Source organism: Paenibacillus massiliensis 2301065 = DSM 16942 (genome assembly GCF_000377505.1).
Taxonomy (GTDB): domain Bacteria; phylum Bacillota; class Bacilli; order Paenibacillales; family Paenibacillaceae; genus Paenibacillus; species Paenibacillus massiliensis.
The window spans coordinates 39187-59555 of sequence record NZ_KB898195.1 but is presented as its reverse complement, the minus strand read 5'-3'; the positions used below and the strand labels follow the sequence as shown (position 1 = coordinate 59555).

Below are 20369 nucleotides of genomic sequence, written 5' to 3'. Positions count from 1 at the left end.
TTTCAGCTCTATCTATATACTACTGTAACCGAAAGGAGCTTGCTTATGGCAGACTTGAGCATCAATCTGGCAGGAATCCGTTCACCGAATCCCTTTTGGCTGGCCTCGGCACCGCCCACCAATACTGGATATCAGGTGCAGCGAGCCTTTGAAGCAGGATGGGGTGGGGCCGTCTGGAAGACGCTTGGAGATCCGATCATCAATACCTCCTCCCGCTTCGCGGCGGTGCATTTCAAGGGACAGCGCGTGGCAGGCTTCAATAATATTGAGCTGATCTCCGACAGACCGGTTGAAGTGAATCTGCGGGAGATTCGAGAGACGAAGCGTCTTTTTCCGGATCGTGCGCTGGTTGTGTCATTGATGGTGGAGCCAAAGCGTGAGAAATGGCATGAGATCGTGAAGCGAGTGGAGGATGTGGGTGTAGATGGATTGGAGCTGAACTTTGGATGTCCTCATGGCATGGCTGAGCGGGGCATGGGAGCAGCCTCTGGGCAGCAGCCAGATCTGGTGGAGATGCAGACGTATTGGGTGAAGGAAGTAGCACAGACGCCGGTCATTGTGAAGCTAACGCCCAATATTACAGACATTACGGTGGTGGCCCGCCATGCGGTGTTGGGTGGAGCGGACGCCGTCAGCATGATTAATACAATTAACAGTCTCGCCGGAGTAGACCTGGACACATGGAATACCGTTCCCCATGTAGGGGGAAAAGGAGCGCACGGCGGATATTGCGGACCTGCGGTGAAGCCCATCGCGCTGAATATGGTAGCTGAGTGCGCCCGCACACCAGAGGTGAGCGTGCCGATTTCTGGGATGGGGGGAGTATCCTCCTGGCAGGATGCAGTCGAGTTCATGCTCATGGGGGCTTCTGGCGTTCAGGTATGTACAGCCGCGATGCATCATGGCTTTCGGATCGTCAGCGAGATGATCGATGGTCTGAATAACTATCTGGATGACAAGGGGATTGCCTCGGTTATGGACATCGTAGGCCAATCGGTCCCCCGTTATTCCAATTGGGGCGATCTGGACCTCAATTATCAGGTGGTTGCCCGAATTCATCAGGAGCATTGTATTCACTGCAACAAATGCCATATTGCATGCGAGGACACCTCGCATCAGTGCATTGATTTGTTGAGAGATGAAGCAGGTCGCTCGTATGTGCAGGTACGGGAGGAGGATTGTGTAGGCTGCAATCTGTGCTCTATCGTCTGTCCGGCGGAGGGGGCTATTGAGATGATGCAGGTGAATCATGGACGGCCACCGATGAGCTGGAATGAGCGTCAGCGAGTGTTGACTGGGCTGAACCGGGAATCTAGTGAAGCGGAGGTGCGATCTTCATGAGTAATCACGGCACGAGTGGCGGCAACAATAGCTTCAATGGCAACATCAATAACAGCGGGTACGAAAAAAAGGGCATAGGCAAGCTCATTCGTAACGGAATCATTGTCACAGCGGTAGACACATATAAGGCAGACATACGAGTGGATGGTGGCATCATTGTGGAGATTGGCCTGCGGCTTGAAGACCAAGGGGCAGAGATCATTGATGCTTCGGGCTGTTACGTATTTCCCGGTGGGATCGACCCTCATACACATCTGGATATGCCTTTTGGCGGTACTGTAACCTGCGATGACTTTGCGTCGGGCACGAAGGCTGCGGCCTTTGGCGGTACGACCAGTATTATTGACTTTTGCCTGACGAACAAGGGGGAGCCGCTGCAGAAGGCTGTCGCGAGATGGCATGACAAGGCCTTGGGCAAGGCGGTCATTGACTATGGATTCCATCTGATGGTATCAGAGCTGAATGCGGAGGTGCTTGAGGAACTGCCCGTGATCATGGAGAAGGAGGGCATTACATCGTTCAAGGTGTTCATGGCCTACAAGCACACGCTCCAAGCGGATGACGGTACATTGTACCAGACGCTGAAGGTAGCGCGGAAGCACGGAGCACTAGTCATGGTGCATGCCGAGAACGGGGATGTTATTGACATCCTGGTGTCTGAAGCGCTCTCGGCCGGGAAGACCGAGCCGATCTATCATGCGCTCACTCGTCCACCGGAGCTGGAAGGGGAGGCAACTGGCAGAGCCGCCTATCTGACGGAGCTTGCAGATTCACAGCTGTATGTAGTCCATGTGACCTGTGCGGAAGCGGCGTGGAAAATACAAGAGGCGCGCAAGAAGGGACTGCGTGTATACGGCGAGACCTGTCCGCAGTATTTGCTGCTGGATCAATCAGCTCTGGAGAAGCCGAGTTTTGAAGGTGCGAAGTATGTCTGGTCACCTCCGCTGCGCGAAGCCTGGAATCAGGATGTTCTCTGGTCGGCGCTCGCCTCAGGCGGTCTGCAGACGATCGGCTCCGATCAATGCTCGTTTCATTTCAAAGGGCAGAAGGAGCTAGGGCGCGGAGATTTTTCGAAAATTCCTAATGGTGGACCTATGATTGAGGATCGGTTCAGCTTGTTGTACTCGGAAGGAGTGCGGAAGGGACGGATTTCCCTGAATCAATTCGTAGATATGATCTCGACAGCCAGTGCCCGCCTGTTCGGACTATTCCCGCGCAAGGGGACTATTGCAGTAGGCAGCGACGCTGATTTGGTCATTTTCGATCCTAATCAGGAGCGGACACTCTCGGCGCAGACCCATCATATGAAGGTGGATTACAGCGCGTTTGAGGGGATGAAAGTAACCGGAGAGCCAGTATCTGTGCTGGTGCGTGGTGAATTCGTCATTCGTGACAAGCAATTTGTGGGCACTCCAGGATATGGGGCCTATCTGCGGCGTGACTCCTTTCGCATTGGGGAGCAGGTCAGAGTCCCTGAACGGATTCCGACAGAGGAGGGGATCATCTGATGTCTGCCTATGAGGAATTCGCAGCGGAAAGAGCAATATTAGATGACCTGCTGAATAGGGGATATGTGGTCCGAAGTGTACAGGAGGGGTTGGACGGAGCGGATGTGGTGCTCATTCAACCTGCACATCCAGACCAGCATGAGCCAGTACATCTGGGTACCGCGGATGCCCGCAAATATCTGGGCACATTGCTGGTGAGTGGGGCGGCCTGTGTACCAATAGTCTGATCCACCCGGTTCGATCAAATATGGATTAAAAGCTCGCACCGAGTAAAATGGGCATCTAGATGAAACTCCGAAACTCCATAGACTCGGAAACTCCATAGACTTGGAAACCAAAAGGTCGAAGATTTGCACTCGAACAGAGTCCATCTTCGACCTTTTGGTATGTTCCAGTTGTGGGTGTGCGGGTATAGCCAACTATAAATTCAAAAATTCAATCTTATTACTGAGTCTTCGGTGCAGCATTGTCTGGTCTGGCTGGCTGCTCGCCGTTCACCAGCTTGGTGACAAGGCTCTTCAGATCGTCAGCTGAAGGTGCTGGCTTGCTCTTGTCGGCAGAGCCGTTAGCTGTGTCGTTAGCCGGGCGATCAGCGGTCTTTTGCGACATTTGGGAGACTAGCAGGCTGATCACCTTGTTCACATCCACACCTTGGGCTGTGGCAATGCTTGCAAGGGATTTATCGGATTGCAGTGCTTTGCTTAGCTCGTCCTGTGTCAAGCCGAGCAATGCTGCCAGCTCTGTATTGTTGGCGAACATGCCTCCTTTACCACCTTCTCCCGGACCGTCAGCCTTGAAGCTTCCCTTGCTCTCCAGGAGCTTGCCAGCAAGCTCGGTATAGTTTGGAGCCTTTGCTGCGTCCTTCGTCGTCGTGTCTCCGGTCTTGTTCACATTTGCTGGACGGTCTGTGGATTGATTATTCTCCAGCCAAGTAGCGATCTTCGTCTTCAAGGCTGCACTGTCCACGCCTTGCTCTGCTGCAATCTCGGCCAGGGATTTGTCTTTCAGCTTACTTTCCAGTGTAGTGCTGTCAAGGGAGAGCCAGCCCTGCAGTTGCGTGGACAAGCCTTGATTGCCGAAGTGCCCCAAGCCGCCACGTCCTTCAGGTGCTTGAGCGCCTTGAGCCTGAGCCTGCTTGTTGCCGGTTGCGCTTGTGGCGCTGGCCGTCGCTGCCTGTGCTCCTTGAGCAGACCAGATCGTACCACCTGCGAATAGAGCAGCTGCCATAGTTCCTGCGAGGAGAATTTGCTTGGTATTTTTGCGCTTCGTTGTATGTTTGTTCATCTTTACTTCCGCCCTTCAGTCATGGATTGTCTTACAAGGTCATTCTAGCCTGTGTATATGAATTCTCTCTAAGTGCCCACTGAATATAAGCTGAAAGTGACAAGCGAGTAGGAAATGGGCTTAGAGCGTTCTGTGTCATCCTGAGTAAAAGAGGGAGAGTGTCTCGAGGAGAGCAAATATGAATTCAGCGACCTTGTGCGAATGACTTGAGCGATCTTGGACAGATGACTTCGTGACGGGTTTATTAACAGAGCAGGCTGCGCTAACTCCCGTTCTGCTCCAACTTACGGTACCGATTGGGAGACAGTCCTACCATTCTTTTGAAAGCCTTGGAGAAGGAGAACAAATCCGGATAACCTACCGTATGGGCGATCTCGGTTAGAGACAGCGTGGTCTCGTTCAGTAGGCGTCTCGCTTGATTCATTTTCAGACGCTGAATGTATTGCATGGGAGACAGCCCATAGCTCTTGCGGAATTGCTTCGTAAAATGGGTACGGTCCACCCCGGCATAGGTAGAGACACCTTCGACAGTAATGCCGCCTGCAAAATGAATATCCATGTATTCCTTTCCCTTCTGCAGCCATGGTGTTCCCTCGCCAGCAGGAAGGGTACCAGCTGGTGAATATTTGGTCATGCAGTCGAAAATGCCCAGAAAGCGCATGAGTCTCCCCAGGTCACGCTCCTGCTCGACAGTAGGTCTGGCTTCCTCCATGAATGAACGCATTCCGTTTGCCATCTCGGAGGTGAGCACACCGGTGCGATGAGGCGACTCTGGCGTTAGTCCGACTCGGGACAGCAGCTGTGGGGCGAGCTCGCCATCGAAGGCCATGAAGATTTTGCGAAGCGGAGCATCTGGATCAGTCACATATTCATGGGTCACATGCGGGAAAAGGCAAAATATATCACGCGGACGCAATGAATAGACCTGTCCGTCCTGATAGAAGGTTCCTGCACCCTCCAGAATGAAGAGCAAGTAATAGTAAGGACTGGTGCGTGGCCCGATATGATAATTGGGTTTGGCAATATTCTGGCCAATTCGTATGGGCCAGGCGCCACTAGCTTTCTCGAAGTCGGATGGAGTGAAGAAAATGATATCCAGAAACTCATGGTGATCCTCTTTCATCAGTTCTGTCATCAAGAGCACCTCTTCGCCGTGTTTTTATAACCAATTATACAGGTGGGTTTTGTAGATATTCAAGAATTTGTATAAAATCGAATTTGAATTGACCACAAATAGACAAAAAAAATCAACGCTTAATGACATGGATCATTGACAAATGGATTGCTATGATACTAATACTTATTATTCCAACTGAAATTATTGGTTTATAAAAAGAATGTTTCAGGAAAGGAAGCGTGTCATATGAACGTACATGTGTCTGAACAGGAGGAGATTCGTTTTGGCTGGTTTCTGCCAACGGCAGGAGATGGAAGATATGTAGGGATCGAGCCAGAAAGACAGCCTACGCTGGAGTATCTGATTAAAGTAGCTCAGGCAGCGGAGCAGGGTGGCTGTGACTTTGTACTGATTCCGACAGGTGGGGCTTGTCTGGATGCCTGGGTAGTGGGATCAGCTATAGCCAGTCATACCTCTACACTGAGGCCATTGGTTGCTATTCGACCAGGCTTGGTAGCGCCTGTACTGGCAGCTCGCATGGGAGCGGCGCTGGATCAGCTATCTGGTGGTCGTGCCATGATAAATGTCGTCACAGGCAGCTCGGTGCGTGATCTGGAGGAGCTGGGTGATCCGCTCGCCCATGCGCATGATGAGCGTTACATCCGTGCGGGTGAATATATGGAGGTCATCCAGCGGGCATGGTCAGCGTCCAAGGGGATGAATGATTCGGAGTTCGCGAAGTTAGCGAGTGCGGGAGAGCCTTCAACTGAAGACTTCGAAGGGAAGTATTATCAGTTCCATGGACCTGTCGGAATGCCGGAGACACTCCAGTCACCGCATCCGCCATTTTACCTGGGCGGCAGCTCCCGAATAGCCAAGCGCATGGCAGCAGAATATGCAGACACCTTCCTAATGTGGGGTGAGCCGCAGGATTGGATTCGGGAGCAGATTACCGAGATGGAGGAGATTCGGACAGAGCTGCAGCGGGAGACGGGACGTGCTCGCGATCTACGCTATGGCATGCGTGCACAGGTGCTGGTGAGAGATACAGAGGAGGAGGCTTGGGAAGCCGCTTGGGATATCATCAGCAAGGTACCTGCTGAAGCGATAGAACAAGCCAGTAAAGCCTTCAGCGAGACTGACGCCACCAACCAGCGTAGACAGAACGAGCTGCGGGAGATCACAGCGAAGCAACGTTTCATGGCAGGGCCTAACCTGTGGACAGGCCTGTCTGTGGTTCGATCAGGCGGGGCCATCCTGATTGTAGGTACTGCCGAGCAGATCACAGACCGCTTGCTGGAATACGTTGAACTGGGTGTGTCTACCTTCATTCTGTCCGGCTACCCCCATCTGGAGGAGGCGGAACGGTTCGGGGCATCGGTATTACCGCTCTTCCGCAGTCGCTTACTGGATCAGCAACGTGCACGAGCGAGTCAATCGGTCTGAGTTGCTTCTGGCCTAGCGTCGATTAGCGTCAATTACAGGACCAACAATGTCATGATCAAGACGCTTCCCCTACCACAAAGCTGCATAAATGCGTGCTTAACGAACTAGGCTCCTCGTCTGGAGCGTATCTGCACTACCCGTTCTGGCCGTTGATCCGGTCAAGGTGATAGTGGCATTATCATTCCGCACATGATTACTACAGGAGGTTATCCGTATGCTTCATAGACAACGTTACGCCTATTCATGGGCACTCGTTCTTATTTTATTCATGTCCGTGGTGCTTGCTGCCTGCGGAGGTCAAGGTGGTGCTACAGGTGGCCAAGATTCCGAGCAAGCAGATGCGTCCGGATCTGCCCCTGTGAAGCTCAGCTTCATTCACTGGCGAGGAGAGGATACGGAGGCCTTGAATACAGCGATTGCTGAATTCGAGCGCGAGAATCCCAATATCACTGTTGAAATGCAGACTCTCCCTTCTGATCAGTATCAATCCACGGTCCAGTCCAAGATTGGCGATGGGTCTGTCGGGGATGTGTTCGCTTCCTTCCCGGGCGCTCAGTTTGAGACCTTTGTGCAAGCAGGGCTGTTCACTGATCTGACGGGGGAAGGATTTCTGTCTTCATATAATCCTCAGCTGATTGCAGCCGGAGAGAAGGATGGACGGCAGTATGCGGTTCCTTATCAGCTTGTGTACAACGATCCCATCTATAATGTGAAGCTGTTCGAGAAATACGGTCTGACACCACCAGTGGACTGGGAAGGCTTCCTGGCGCTCTGCCAGACGCTCAAGGACAACGGGGTGATTCCAATTGCCTTTGCAGGTGCAGATATCGGTCCGGGGCAATTCATGAACACGATGGTCATGAACAATGCACCTACAGATGATGTCTTCACGAAGGTGGAGGCGGGCGAGGCCAAGCTTACGGATGAATTCTGGGTGAAGACCCTGGCGCAGATCAAGGAGCTGAACGACAAGGGCTACTTCCAGCCAGATGCACTGGGGACCAAGGACGCAGCAGCAGGGGCTCTGTTCATTCAGGAAAGAGCGGCGATGCTCGCCAGCGGTTCCTACCAGCTCGCTCAGAACAAGCTGCAGAACCCGGAGTTGGAGCAGCAACTGCTGGCCCCGATTACTGTAAGTGCCGATCAGGCCAGATACGAGGGTGTGCATACGACCACGTTCATGCTCGCAGTGAACAGTAAGTCCAAGCATCCTGAGGAGGCCAAGAAATTTATCGAATATCTGAGTCGTCCCGGAGTTGCAGGAGCCTATGCCAACGCAACAGGTCAAAATGTGACTGTAAAGGATGTTCAATATAATACAACTGAGCTGAAGGCTGCAGGGGCTTGGGCCGACAAGAAGACAGTCTTCCAGCCGCGGTTCACCATTCTGAGTGGAGATAACCAAAAGGCTGTTACGAACTCCATTCAGGCCGTTCTGAGTGGTACATCTCCAACGGAAGCTGCTCAGGAGGCGCAGGCAGTCATTGAACAGCACATAGCCAAGGCTGGGAAGTAGCCCATGAGGACACGGCTTCATTTACTGCTGTTCCTGCTGCCCGGACTTGCTTTGTATGGAGGCTTGTTCATTGTTCCAACCTTAACAGGCCTATATTATTCATTTACCAACTGGGACGGAGTATCTCCGTCCTATCAGTTCGTTGGTACAGCCAATTATGTCGATAGCTTCAATAGCATTGTGTTCCGCAAGGCGTTTGTCAATAACATTAAATTCATGCTGGTAGTCGTGCTCGCGCAGACCTTCATCTCACTGGTGCTGGCTCTGATACTGGTGCGCAATACGAGAACACATATCGCCCTGCGTGCATTGTACTTCCTGCCTGCGATCCTCTCTACGGTATCAGTGGGGATCGTCTGGTCGTTCATGTATGATCCGTCCATTGGAATGGTGAACACTGGGCTTCAGGAATTGGGGGCCTCGGCGGCCACCCGTAACTGGATCGGAGATCCGAAGCTGGCGCTCTACTCTGTCGCTGCGGTTCAGGTGTGGGCCCATGCGGGGCAGATGATGATCGTATTTATCGCGGGGCTGCAAGCTATACCAGTCGAATTGTATGAGGCTGCCAAAATGGATGGTGGTGGGCGCTGGGAGACCTTCCGTCAGATCACCTGGCCATTACTGGCCCCCTCTGCGACTATTGTTGTGGCCTACACAACGATTCAGTCGTTCAAGGCATTTGATCTCATCTTTACGATGACGGATGGTGGACCGAACTATGCTACAGAAATTCTGAGCACTTATATTTACCACACGGCCTTCGGCAGTTATTCGTTCGGACTGGCTTCAGCTGCCTCTATGATGTTCCTTGTGCTACTGGCTCTGCTGACATTTCTGCAGTTCAAGGCACTTCGAGCGGAGCGGGTCAGCGGGTAATACCGGCGTACAGCCAGAGAGGAGGTAAAGCTATGGTGATGCGCTGGTTCAAACGTGTGCTTCTGTCGGTCTATGCCCTGTTGATTGCGGCTCCCATGTATTTTGTGTTGGTATCCTCCTTCAAGACGAGCAGCAATTTCTTTACTAAGCCACTAGCCTGGCCTGATCCGTGGACGTGGGACAACCTGCATCAGCTATTCCGCAATCAGCCGATGTGGGGATATTTCCTGAATAGTCTGCTGGTTACCGCCGGAACTGTCATACTTGAGCTTCTGCTCGGCAGTATGATCGCCTATGCTATCGTCCGCTGGAAGGGGAGGCTGGGGGCTGTCATTTTTGGACTGTTCGTGGCTGGCTTAATTGTCCCCTCCCAGGTCAACATGCTGCCGATCTATGCACTGACTCGTTCGCTAGGCTGGTCTGATAGCCTTGCTGGCCTCGTGATTGTGACTACAGCCATGCTGCTGCCCGTATCTGTCTTCATGTTGACTGGATATATGCGTATGCTGCCGTCAGAAATTCTGGAGGCAGGTAGCATTGACGGCGCAAGTGAATGGAGGCTGTATGCCAGAATTGCCCTGCCGCTTGCAGCCCCTTCACTTGCCGCGACAGCAATCTTCCTGCTGGTCATGGTCTGGAATGATCTCTTGATGCCGATGCTCATGCTGAGCAGCAAATCAAAGCTGACCCTGCCATTGGTGCTGCTACAATTCAGGGGAGAGTATGTAACACAATATCCGATGCTACTGATGGGTGTACTGGTCACGGCGATCCCGATTGTGGTTCTCTTCGTGGTGCTGCAGCGATATTTTGTGGCAGGGCTTGCTGCTGGCTCGCTCAAGGGTTAATGATCTTCTGCACACCTCATTGCAGAGCAGTCTCTTAAGTGCCAAGATACAATGGATATATTAAAGGAATTGAAGAACCTAAAGTACTTAAAGAGCCTGAAGAGCCTGAAGAGCCTGAAGAGCCTGAAGAGCCTCCACCCGGACCAATGTTGGTTATCCAGGATGGAGGCTCTCTATGTTGTTCATGGAGTAGGCTCTGGCTATATTAACCCTGCAAGCGGGGAGCCCTGTCGATCACTACTAAGCTTGCTGTTCGTTGTGAATTAAGTTGATAAGCTGATGGACAGCAAGTCAGGATCATTGTAGGTCATTCCAGCCCGAGAGCGTATGCAGTCAAAAATCACTAGCTGTGTTCTCTGGCATTAGCCGGGTCCATAGCGGTCGCAGAGGCGCCTTTGACAAGGGTGACATAGATACGTTCGTGCTCCACGGCTGCTCCCGACAGAATGCTCAGCAGCTGATCGGCTGCGACAGCTCCCCATTTTCGCTTCGAATAATCAATGGTGGTCAGCCGAGGCTGAATATAATGAGCTAGCTCGATATTGTCGAAGCCAACGAGGTGAAGATCCCGTCCTATGACCCGATCAGTAGTTGCAATTCGGTTGTAAAAGCCTACGGCCATCTCATCATTCAGACAGAAGACGGCTGCTGGACCGTTCGTATGCTGGAGGATATATTCAGCTGCGTGCTCACCGCCAGACTTCTCGAAGTTCCCTGGAATCTCGATGAACGAAGCATTTCCACTGCGCTCAACGGTCTGCCGGACAGCATGGAGCCGCTGCCAGGAATCGTATGAGCCCTCGGGTCCAGTTACCACATAGAACTGCCGATGTCCCAGCTCTAGGAGATGCTCAACAGCCAGTGTAGCTCCGGCCTTGTTGTCCAGTAGCACCTGATTAATATTGGCATGCTGTAATTCCCGGTCCAGAACGACCATTTTGTGCCCGAGGTCGGCGTATTTCAATAGCTCATCACTGTCAAAGGTCTGATCCAATATGATCGCTCCATCAATCATGCGCTCTGGTAGCATACGGTGTGACTGTTTGCCACTACATACGATCAGGTCATAGCCCTTGCGATTCAGAATTTCCTTGATGCCATACAATAGATCACCATACACATCCCCACTGAAATCCGTCAGGAATACGCCGATAATGCGTGTCTCTTGTTTCTTCAGATTTCGTGCTGCGGCATTGGGCACATAATTCAGTTCCTTGGCGATGGCCAGAATGCGCGCGCTGGTCTCAGGGGTCACCTTGTCGCTTCCGTTCAGGGCGTAGGAGACAGTCGATATGGATACACCCGCTTGGCGGGCAATATCCTTAATGCTGACCATATCGCTTCCCTCCCTTATTTCTCTTCTTTATTTCATCCTGATATCCATCAGGTTGTTCTCTTCCCGACAGGCGGCGATAACATCCTCCCGGCAGATACGAATACCGCCAGTGCGATAACGGTTCGACAATGGAGTAGTCGGTAGTGGCTGCCCATTGAGAGAAGCCTGGAGCTGTCCTTGCCCCGTGTGTTGATAGTGGAATAAAATCTCGTGGCCTGCAAAAGCAAAGCGAAGCTCCAGGTTGTCCATTGTCGCCGGCAGGACCGGGTCTAGCACGAGATCGCCACCTTCCTGCCGAATGCCAAGACAGGAGGTGATGAGCTGCCCGAGATAGATGCCAGGTCCACTGGAATAGATTCTCCAGCCTCCCTTGACGGTAGCCTCTCCGGTGCGAAGCTTCTCGAACTGCTGCTCGGCTTCGTAACGATCATGGAATGCGCCGTCTGAGCTACTAAAATAAGCATTGCTCTGACGTAGTGCAGCATTCGGCACGTTGTGATGAAGCCCGACGGGATTAATTAACTGCAAGCCGTTCCAGGCTTGATTGCATCGTCCGAGCTTGGCCATGGCTTCAACATAACGGATGTGTGCATGCACATATTGCAGCCCCACCTCCCGCCCGAAGTTAGCCGCTTGCTCGGCTCGCTTGAAGCGACTGCTGACCCCTCCGTCATAGCTGGCAGGACGCTTCATGAGCCGGACTCCATCGGGGCATAACAGATGCTCGTGAATGATCGCTTCATGAGCCTCGGCTTGCTCCATAGTCAGTAGCCCGCTAATCATGCTGCGCGTCATCGGAAGCAGACGGTACGCAATACCTGTCTCGATATCGGATGGATGAAGCATGCGCTTCATTTGCCCGGGTTGCTTCATATAAATGAACCCTGGAATGACATCATCGCTCAGCATGTAGCGGTCGAAATCCTGGCGAATACCTTCAGCCATGCTCTGCAGCCTCTGTACTAAGGCAGGGAAGCCAGACGCTGCTGCGAGCGCGGAGGCGAATCGTTCCACCGCCTGATATGTGAGCGCTACCGTCCAGCTGCTGGCCATAAATTGCTTCAGTTCGGCATTGGCGGGCTGAAGTGTGTCATCCCAATCACCGTCCCCATAAGCAGACAGATGGGTATCGTGTAGGAAATGCTGCTGGATGTACTCCAGCTCCTTCAGCGCGTGCGCTAGCACGGTTGCCGAGTGCGTCGTGAAGGTCAGGCGCTCTCGGTCCATATAAGGTGCTTTTTCCTCCAGAATACTGTAGTCCCGGGTAGCGGTCAAATAATCAGCCAGCACCTTCAGGGGCCAGACGATAATGTCGCCGTGACTCTCCTCCTGCTGGATCTGTACGTAGTCGTCGAACATGAACCATTGCGGCCAATGACCAGTATCCTCATATTGATGGCTGTACACGGTGCACAGGATGCTTCGGACCTCATCGAACTGCTGAGTAGCCATGAAGAATTCCACAGGTCCCTGACATACATCTCTTGTCCCCCAGGCCGCTCCGCCATACTGCTCCAGCCCATGAGGCACGGAGTAATGGACCAGCATATTATGGGTGTACCACCATGCGACCGCGTTCATGCGGAATAGCTCCTCGCTCTCTTGCCCTGCCTGTGTCAAGCGAAAGCCCTGTAGCAGGTCGCCTATATAACGGCGATATTGCTCACGCTTCTGCTCGAAATGCTTCGCGCTGTCGGGACATGCTGCTGACGGACTGGAACGCTCGGGACTACGCAGTTGAGCGGGACGATAGGGTTGAGCTGATTGCTTGATGAACTCCGCTTGCTCTGCCTGATCTTGATGTTCTGTCAGGGCTGAATCGGCAGGTTGCCTATGACTGATCTCATCATTCCTGTTCTCGCCATGTAGCAGGCCTTTGATTGTGAGCTCCCATTCCGACGAAGGCTCAAGCGCCAGCACGACCAATGAAGCTTCACCAGGCTGGGCGGACGAATGGAGCAGACGCTCGTCACCGATGCTCATGCTCGCACCCTCCAGAAGCAAGCGGTACTCCAACTGTGGGTAGACTCTGCTGCTGGGAGCTTCAGGATCGGCGTGGAACAGGAGCAACCCTTCCTGTACCTTCATCTGGTAAGGTATCTCGTATTCGTTCATATTCATGCTGATTTGCTGGGTGATCAGATGCCGATAGCTCTTGCCTGCCTCGGAGTGCAGGTGCAGCTTAAGCTCAGTTTGATCCACGGTGGTCTCATTCGTCACGATCAGGACATCGTCACTGGTCTTGTAATACCAGCGTGCATAATTGAAGCCCATCTCAAAGGCTGAAGGCATGGCTAACAGGCGGTATTGCCCGTCCAGCTCGACATAGATGCGCTGCCCGGAGGTCTTCGTGACATTAAGCGCGTTACGGGCATGAGTGATGAGCTTGTTAAAATTCGTATTCCCGGTCACGACCTGCGCATTGAAGATCCCGTACATGTACGAGGTTGTCGTCATCCTTGTGCGGGTTGGAGACTTGCGATGACCTCCCATCAGAATATGCCCGTGTGGACGCTCTACGCGCAGCTCTTTGGCCTGGAGTACGACATGCTCATAGGTATCCTTGAAGAAAGACAGAAGTTGTTCATTCTCTCGCTCTTCCTCGTATCTATTGGGGAACAGCAGCTCAATCTCGGAGTCATCCAGCTCAAGAGCGGTGAGGGGGCTGCCGATAAACGTTTGTCCGGGTGAGTAACCTCTCGTCTGCTGATCTCCAGTCTGCTTAGGCCGGCTTTCAGTCAATGTGAACCTGGCGTCTGGATGGATTGCTGTCTCAGCAATGACTGATCGAGTCGTATCTATTGTTGTCGGATGAGCGTGCAAGCGTGGTACAGCAGGCATTCCCTGTCTGGCTTCACGAAGCACATCCGCATACTCGGCTTGGGTCACTGCAGCGGGATGATCAGGTCTGAACAGACCATAAAAGGTGAAGCTAGACGAAGGGGTCTTGCTATCATCTGTAGGGATCATCCGTTCAGACTGCAATGCGATATACGCGAATTCGTATTGATAGATGCGGTTCACAAGGGTCGGCAGCTCCAAGGCAGCAGGCTGATGGGTACGCTTGTAGTCAAGGCCAAAGAACTGGAACCCGTCTGTGGAATAACCGATAGCCGCGCTTAGCGAGCCCTGCTGTAGATATGGAAATCCAGAGCTCTGGGGCTGATTTTGCCTTGAACAGACGATGAAGCCCTGTTGCTCGTGATTATATACGGTATGATCAATATACTGTGATAGATAGGCCTCGTTGCTGCGCACAGCTGCTGTATCCGCAAGACCCAGATCCTGTCCATAAATGAGATCAGCTTCTGTCTGTAGTCCATTCAGCTCTACATCCCAGAACCACACGCCTTGCGGAGTAAGTGTGAAGGTTACACGATAGTGCACCTCATCGGCTTGCCCGTCCCAATATAGCTGCTGCTCTCCGAGCTGCCGAAATTCCTGCATGGTATGGCTGGATTGCGCACCCAGCAGGGGGAATAGCCGAGTGTGATTCGGATCGAACAGACGTAAATAGATGTTGTTCAAGGACCCGTCAATCGGATTGCTTATTAACTGATTAATCATGATGTCCTGATAGGAGATACGCTGAATATCCCCGGTTCGCAGGAATGAGAACGTCAGGTCTCCCATCTGGAGCTTAGTAACATGAGGATTTGTATATGTCGTGGGCATGATCGGACCTTCCTTTCATGTCGTTGAAGTACTGTGAATTGTTGATGGTAACAAACTGAAGGTAACGAGTTGATGGTAATGAGTTAATGGTGTGTGTAACCTGTCTTTCGAAACGTTTCTATAGCGATGTACACAGGATTATATACGCTTTCAAGGGGGGAGTCAAACAGGGTAAACAGAAAAAAATGCAGAAAACCGCTAATTTTCTTCTGTTTGGAATGCTCTGAGAACGGGTATCTAACGAGTATCTAGTTGAGTTGCAAGGACTAAGCTTTAAACTTTTGTATGAAGAGCGAAGTTTATGCTCTATATTTTAGGAGTTCCATCAAATTATCCATATTGAATGCGGTTACAAGTTGGTCTATAATGTTAATCGAAACGTTTCTATTGGTGAAAACTCTAACCTATGTCGTGAAAATCTCTAAACTAAGCTGAACCCAGCAAAAAGCAAAATCTATAGCGAAGTGTGTACATTTTCTGTTGGATATGATGGCATACGAACCTTGTAAAGGCGGAATAAGACGGGAGGATACACTTATGTGGATCAAAAAATGGGGGACCCTCATCGTTGTAGCCACGCTGCTGGCAGGCGTATTGGCAGGCTGTTCATCCAGCGACTCCAACGCAGATCAAGATGGAATTACAACGCTGACCGTATGGGGAATGGGAGCTGAGGCCAAGGCGCTACCAGAGATGGCCGCACAATTCGAGCAGGAGAATCCGGACATTCGGGTAGAGGTGCAGGCACTGCCGTGGGCTAATGCTCATGACAAGCTGCTGACCGCAGTAGGCTCCAAGTCGGGCCCAGATATCGTGCAGATGGGTACATCGTGGGTGCCGGAGTTCGCGCATGCTGGAGCCCTGCTGGATATTACCCCTTACGCCCGGACCTATCCCGAGCTCGGCCAGGAGAACTTCTTTGAAGGTGCAGTATCCACCACGCAGTATGATGGCAAGACGGTGGGCGTTCCTTGGTACACTGAGGCACAGGTGCTCTTTTACCGCACAGACTTGCTAGCCGAGGTCGGCTATGAGGATGGACCCAAGACCTGGGGGGACCTGGCGGATGCAGCCGAGAAGCTCGCAGCCAGGGGAGAAGGCAAGTACGGAATTGCTTTTAGTAATAAGGAACAGTCGCTATCCTTCATGATGGCACGTCAGAACGGCTCTGAGCTGATTGATGCACAGGGAAATCCGCTGTTCAATCAACCAGAGTTCGTGGAGGCGGTGACGTATTTAAATAGCTTTTTCCAAAATGGCTCCAATGCACTGGATCTTGGCATCGACTCTATTCAGGGCTTGAAGGGGGATGGGATCGTGCCCATGTTCATTAGCGGGCCGTTCATGATCAAGCAGATTCAGGAGCAGGCACCAGAGCTGGAAGGGAAATGGGCTGTAGCAGAGCTGCCGACCAAGGAGAACAATCTCTCCGTGCTGGGAGGCTCTAATTTGTCGGTCTTCCAGTTCAGCGAGCATCAGGAGGAGGCTGCACGCTTTCTTGCTTTTATGAGCAAGCCTGAGAATCAGCTGAAGTGGATGGAGTTGGCGAGTGTTCTGCCAGCCGCAAAGGAGGCGTGGGAGGACCCATCATTACAGAATGATGAGCATATGCAGGTGATCCGTGGTCAATTGGATAAGGCACAGCCCATGCCACAGCTAGCAGCGTGGGAAGAGATCGCACAGCAATACCTGAAGAGCTTCGAACGGATTTATCGGGGAGGCGCCGATGTACAGACAGAGCTGGATGCCTTCAATGAACAGGCTGTAAGTATTCTTAAGAAATAGCTTCACAAGCCCAGAAAGTAATGGTCGCCATCTACTGCAAAGGAAGTGAGGATATGAAAGGAAGCTCCAAGCTGGTGCCCTATTTATTCATTGGGCCGTCTCTGATTCTGTTAACGCTATTCTCTCTGCTGCCCATTCTCTTGGCCCTCGTGATCAGCTTCACGGATATGGATCTGGCAGGTCTGGTCGATTATGCGAATATATCGTTCACTGGACTCAATAATTACGTCAACGTCCTGACTGACCCGGCGTTTCATACGGCTATGCTGAACACCTTGTTTTACGTCATCGTCGGTGTTCCGCTGGTGCTGCTGCTGTCTCTCACTGTGGCTATTTTGATCAATATGGGAGAGTCAAAGCTGTTCCAGTCGTTCAGGGTTATCTACTATATACCATCTGTCACGAATGTAGTCGCTGTCGCCGTCATATGGAGCTACCTGTATAATCCATCGCTCGGGCTATTTAACTATGTGCTGGGCCAGGTCGAAATGGACCCTGTAGGATGGTTGACCTCGAACCCGACTCTTGCGAAGATCGCTCTGATCCTTCTGGCCGTCTGGCGCGGGATTGGACTGAACATGATTATATTTCTGGCTGCGATCAAAGGTATTGCGAAGACCTATTATGAAGCAGCTGAGCTGGACGGAGCCAACCTCTGGCAGCAGATTTGGTATATTACGCTTCCGCAGCTCCGTTTTGCCATTTTCTTCGTCTCCATTACGACAATGATCGGCTGGCTGCAGTTTTTTGAGGAGCCCTTTGTCATGACCCAAGGGGGACCACTGGACGGAACGACCTCGGCAGCGTTGTTCATCTATCAGAACGGCTTTCAGTACAGTAAATTCGGCTATGCGGCGGCAGGCTCCTTCGTGCTGTTCTTCGCCATTATTACCATTACGCTAATCCAGTTCAGATTGCAAAATAAAGAAGAAGCCTGAGGAGGGGTGACATGATGAAATCAGCTATTCAGCAAGCCGGAGTGACGAGCGAGCGGACTGCTGGGGGCGTGAGGACCTTCCGCTGGGTTGTTGCCATTCTGTTGACGCTTGGCGGTGTTCTGATGCTGTTGCCCTTCATATGGATGCTACTGTCTGCCTTCAAGCCGGAGAGTGAGGTAACACAGATTCCGCCGACGTTGTGGCCGGAGCAGTTCACACTTGATAATTTCCGTAATTTGTTCGATAACATGGCCTTTGGTACTTATCTTGGCAATACGCTTATTATTGTGTTCTTCTCCTTCTTCGTGCTGTTCCTGAATGCCATGGCGGGCTACGGCTTCGCCAAATTCAAATTCAAGGGCCGTGGCTTCCTGTTCTACCTCGTGCTCGCTACGATGATGATTCCTGGTCAGGTCACGATGATACCGGTGTATCTAATCCTGAACCAGATGAGTCTTGTGAATACGATGGCCGGGGTGGTGTTGCCAGGTCTGGTCGGCGCCTTTGCGATCTTTTTGTTCCGGCAGTTCATGACGACGATTCCAGATGAGCTGCTCGAAGCGACACGCCTGGATGGGGCTGGAGAGTTCAGAACCTTTTTGCAAATCGTATTGCCGATCTCATCGCCGATTCTCGCCGTGCAGGCCATTCTTACCTTTATTGGCGGCTGGAACAGCTTCTTGTGGCCGCTGATCATTGCCAATGATGACAAGCTGTACACACTGTCTGTCGGACTCTCCCTACTCAAGGGCCAGAACGAAAACGCCTATGCGCTCCAGATGGCGGGATCGGCATTTATGGTCATCCCAATCGTCCTGATCTTTATCATGTTCCAGAAGTATATCATCGATAATTACACGATATCTGGAATCAAGTAAATCAGTCTGCGTGAACATCCAATGCAAAGTCGGGAGGTCGCCTAAACAGGCGGCCTTCTTTTACTTTTAAGAAGACTGAGATCCGTATCATTTTCATTTTAATTAATGTTATTATTAAGTATTAATAAAAATATTGACCATCCATCTTCATCATGTTATATTGTCCTTGCAGATAAGAGAGGCTCCGTATCCTCACATTTGGAAAGGATGGTATCCATGGCACAATCTTTAAAGGCAAAAATGATTATTGATAAGTCGTTCCGCATTGCAGAGGTGGATAAACGTATATATGGCTCTTTTATTGAGCATCTGGGTCGTGCTGTATATGGAGGTATCTATGAGCCCTCACATCCGTTGGCAAATGAGAGCGGTTTCCGGAGTGACGTGAAGGAATTAGTGAAGGAGCTGGACGTACCGATCATTCGTTATCCAGGTGGTAACTTCGTATCGGGCTATAACTGGGAGGATGGTGTAGGCCCGGTTGCGGACAGGCCCAAACGTTTGGAGCTCGCATGGAGAACCGTGGAGCCTAACGAGATTGGTACGAATGAATTTTTCCAATGGACTCGTGAGGTCGGCTCCGAGGTCATGATGGCAGTCAACCTGGGGACACGTGGTATTGATGCCGCACGCAATCTGGTAGAATACTGCAATCATCCGGGTGGTTCATACTGGAGTGATCTGCGTCGCAGTCATGGCGTGGAGCAGCCGCATAAGATCAAGACCTGGTGTCTAGGGAATGAGATGGATGGCCCGTGGCAGATTGGTCACAAAACGATGCATGAATATGGTCGCATCGCATTGGAAGCAGCCAAGGTTATGCGTTGGGTAGATCCGGATATTGAACTGGTCGCTTGCGGTAGCTCTAATACAGGAATGACTACTTTCCCTGAGTGGGAAGCTGTGACGCTGGATCATACCTATGATGCTGTAGACTACATCTCCTTGCACCAATACTATGGCAACCGTGACAATGATACAGAGAATTTCCTCGCGTTGACGATGGACCTGGATCATTTCATCCATACGATTAAATCGACTTGTGATTATATCAAAGCGAAGAAGCGTAGCAAGAAGACCATGATGCTGAGCTTCGACGAGTGGAATGTGTGGTTCCATTCCAACGAAGCAGATAGCAAAATGGAGCCATGGCAGATTGCTCCGCCGCAGCTGGAGGATATCTATACCTTCGAGGATGCGCTGTTGGTAGGGAGTATGCTGATCACCTTCCTGCGTCATGCAGACCGGGTACGTATGGCTTGTCTGGCTCAATTGGTCAATGTCATTGCGCCAATCATGACTGAGAATAACGGCAGAGCATGGAAGCAGACCATCTTCTATCCTTACATGCATGCATCTCGCTTTGGACGTGGTGTGTCCCTGATGCCAGTCGTGGATTCGCCGAAGTACGATTCCAAGGACTTCACAGATGTGCCTTATCTGGACAGCGCTGTAGTCTATAATGAAGAGAATGAGGAACTGACGATCTTCGCAGTGAACCGTAACCTGAATGATGCGCTGGAGCTGAACTGTGATGTTCGTAGCTTCGAGGGCTTCGAGATTGTAGAGCATCTGGTCATGGAAAGTGATGATCTGAAGGCTACCAACTCGGCTGCACAAGAGAAGGTTGCGCCACGTAGCGGCGGTAGTGCGAAACTGGATGGCGGTGTCGTATCCGCTAGCCTGAACAAGGCTTCCTGGAACGTTATTCGTCTGGCGAAAAAGTAATGTCAGGCAGGCTGGATAGCTTGTAATCGAATGATGTACAAAGAATAGGTAATAAATGAGTAAATAAACGAGTAAATAAGTGCGGATGCAGAG

At 51.6% G+C, this 20369-nt stretch carries 15 protein-coding genes; 11 read left to right on the top strand and 4 right to left on the bottom strand.

The features are described from left to right. Window positions 1-45 precede the first annotated feature (45 nt). From preA to D328_RS0120610, 3 genes are all read left to right on the top strand, one after another. Window positions 46-1341 (top strand): NAD-dependent dihydropyrimidine dehydrogenase subunit PreA, encoded by a 1296-nt coding sequence (preA, locus tag D328_RS0120620; protein ID WP_018886937.1) that lies wholly within the window; start codon window positions 46-48, stop codon window positions 1339-1341. A gap of 74 nt (window positions 1342-1415) precedes the next feature. Further along, on the top strand, window positions 1416-2849 hold the full coding sequence (gene hydA, locus D328_RS0120615; RefSeq protein ID WP_026281300.1) for a dihydropyrimidinase: 1434 nt from the start codon (window positions 1416-1418) through the stop codon (window positions 2847-2849). Then, window positions 2849-3076, top strand: coding sequence for a hypothetical protein (locus D328_RS0120610; protein WP_018886935.1), 228 nt, complete (start codon window positions 2849-2851; stop codon window positions 3074-3076). The genes hydA and D328_RS0120610 overlap by 1 nt, the downstream gene beginning before the upstream one ends. 217 nt (window positions 3077-3293) lie before the next feature. Here D328_RS0120610 and D328_RS30400 read toward each other — a convergent pair whose 3' ends face one another. After that, window positions 3294-4133: a hypothetical protein gene (locus D328_RS30400; protein WP_018886934.1), complete on the bottom strand. Its 840-nt coding sequence runs from the start codon at window positions 4131-4133 to the stop codon at window positions 3294-3296. Window positions 4134-4395: 262 nt separating this feature from the next. Further along, complete coding sequence (locus tag D328_RS0120600; RefSeq protein WP_018886933.1) at window positions 4396-5268, bottom strand: AraC family transcriptional regulator; 873 nt, start codon at window positions 5266-5268, stop codon at window positions 4396-4398. 228 nt (window positions 5269-5496) lie between these two features. Here D328_RS0120600 and D328_RS0120595 point away from each other — a divergent pair, with 228 nt between their 5' ends. The 4 genes from D328_RS0120595 (at window position 5497) to D328_RS0120580 (ending at window position 9936) form a co-directional block, all read left to right on the top strand. Continuing rightward, window positions 5497-6696, top strand: a complete 1200-nt coding sequence (locus D328_RS0120595; RefSeq protein WP_018886932.1) for an LLM class flavin-dependent oxidoreductase — start codon at window positions 5497-5499, stop codon at window positions 6694-6696. A gap of 214 nt (window positions 6697-6910) precedes the next feature. Next, a complete protein-coding gene (locus D328_RS0120590) occupies window positions 6911-8212 on the top strand; it encodes an ABC transporter substrate-binding protein (protein ID WP_018886931.1) in 1302 nt (433 codons plus the stop codon). A gap of 3 nt (window positions 8213-8215) precedes the next feature. Further along, complete coding sequence (locus tag D328_RS0120585; RefSeq protein ID WP_018886930.1) at window positions 8216-9088, top strand: carbohydrate ABC transporter permease; 873 nt, start codon at window positions 8216-8218, stop codon at window positions 9086-9088. A 32-nt stretch (window positions 9089-9120) separates the two neighbouring features. After that, window positions 9121-9936, top strand: a complete 816-nt coding sequence (locus tag D328_RS0120580; RefSeq protein ID WP_018886929.1) for a carbohydrate ABC transporter permease — start codon at window positions 9121-9123, stop codon at window positions 9934-9936. Window positions 9937-10279: 343 nt separating this feature from the next. On the opposite strand, the gene D328_RS0120575 is transcribed toward D328_RS0120580, so the two are convergent. Further along, on the bottom strand, window positions 10280-11272 hold the full coding sequence (locus D328_RS0120575) for a LacI family DNA-binding transcriptional regulator (RefSeq protein WP_018886928.1): 993 nt from the start codon (window positions 11270-11272) through the stop codon (window positions 10280-10282). 27 nt (window positions 11273-11299) lie between these two features. Next, window positions 11300-14947 (bottom strand): GH36-type glycosyl hydrolase domain-containing protein, encoded by a 3648-nt coding sequence (locus D328_RS31100; RefSeq protein WP_018886927.1) that lies wholly within the window; start codon window positions 14945-14947, stop codon window positions 11300-11302. Window positions 14948-15484: 537 nt separating this feature from the next. Between D328_RS31100 and D328_RS0120565 the strand changes: the two genes are divergently transcribed. The 4 genes from D328_RS0120565 (at window position 15485) to arfA (ending at window position 20276) form a co-directional block, all read left to right on the top strand. Next, complete coding sequence (locus tag D328_RS0120565; protein ID WP_018886926.1) at window positions 15485-16732, top strand: sugar ABC transporter substrate-binding protein; 1248 nt, start codon at window positions 15485-15487, stop codon at window positions 16730-16732. Between the two features lie 53 nt (window positions 16733-16785). Beyond that, on the top strand, window positions 16786-17670 hold the full coding sequence (locus D328_RS0120560) for a carbohydrate ABC transporter permease (protein WP_018886925.1): 885 nt from the start codon (window positions 16786-16788) through the stop codon (window positions 17668-17670). Window positions 17671-17684: 14 nt separating this feature from the next. Beyond that, a complete protein-coding gene (locus D328_RS0120555; protein WP_033413397.1) occupies window positions 17685-18548 on the top strand; it encodes a carbohydrate ABC transporter permease in 864 nt (287 codons plus the stop codon). 216 nt (window positions 18549-18764) lie between these two features. Then, window positions 18765-20276 carry an arabinosylfuranosidase ArfA gene (gene arfA, locus D328_RS0120550; RefSeq protein WP_018886923.1) on the top strand — a complete coding sequence of 504 codons (1512 nt, stop codon included), beginning with the start codon at window positions 18765-18767 and terminating at the stop codon, window positions 20274-20276. Window positions 20277-20369 lie beyond the last annotated feature (93 nt).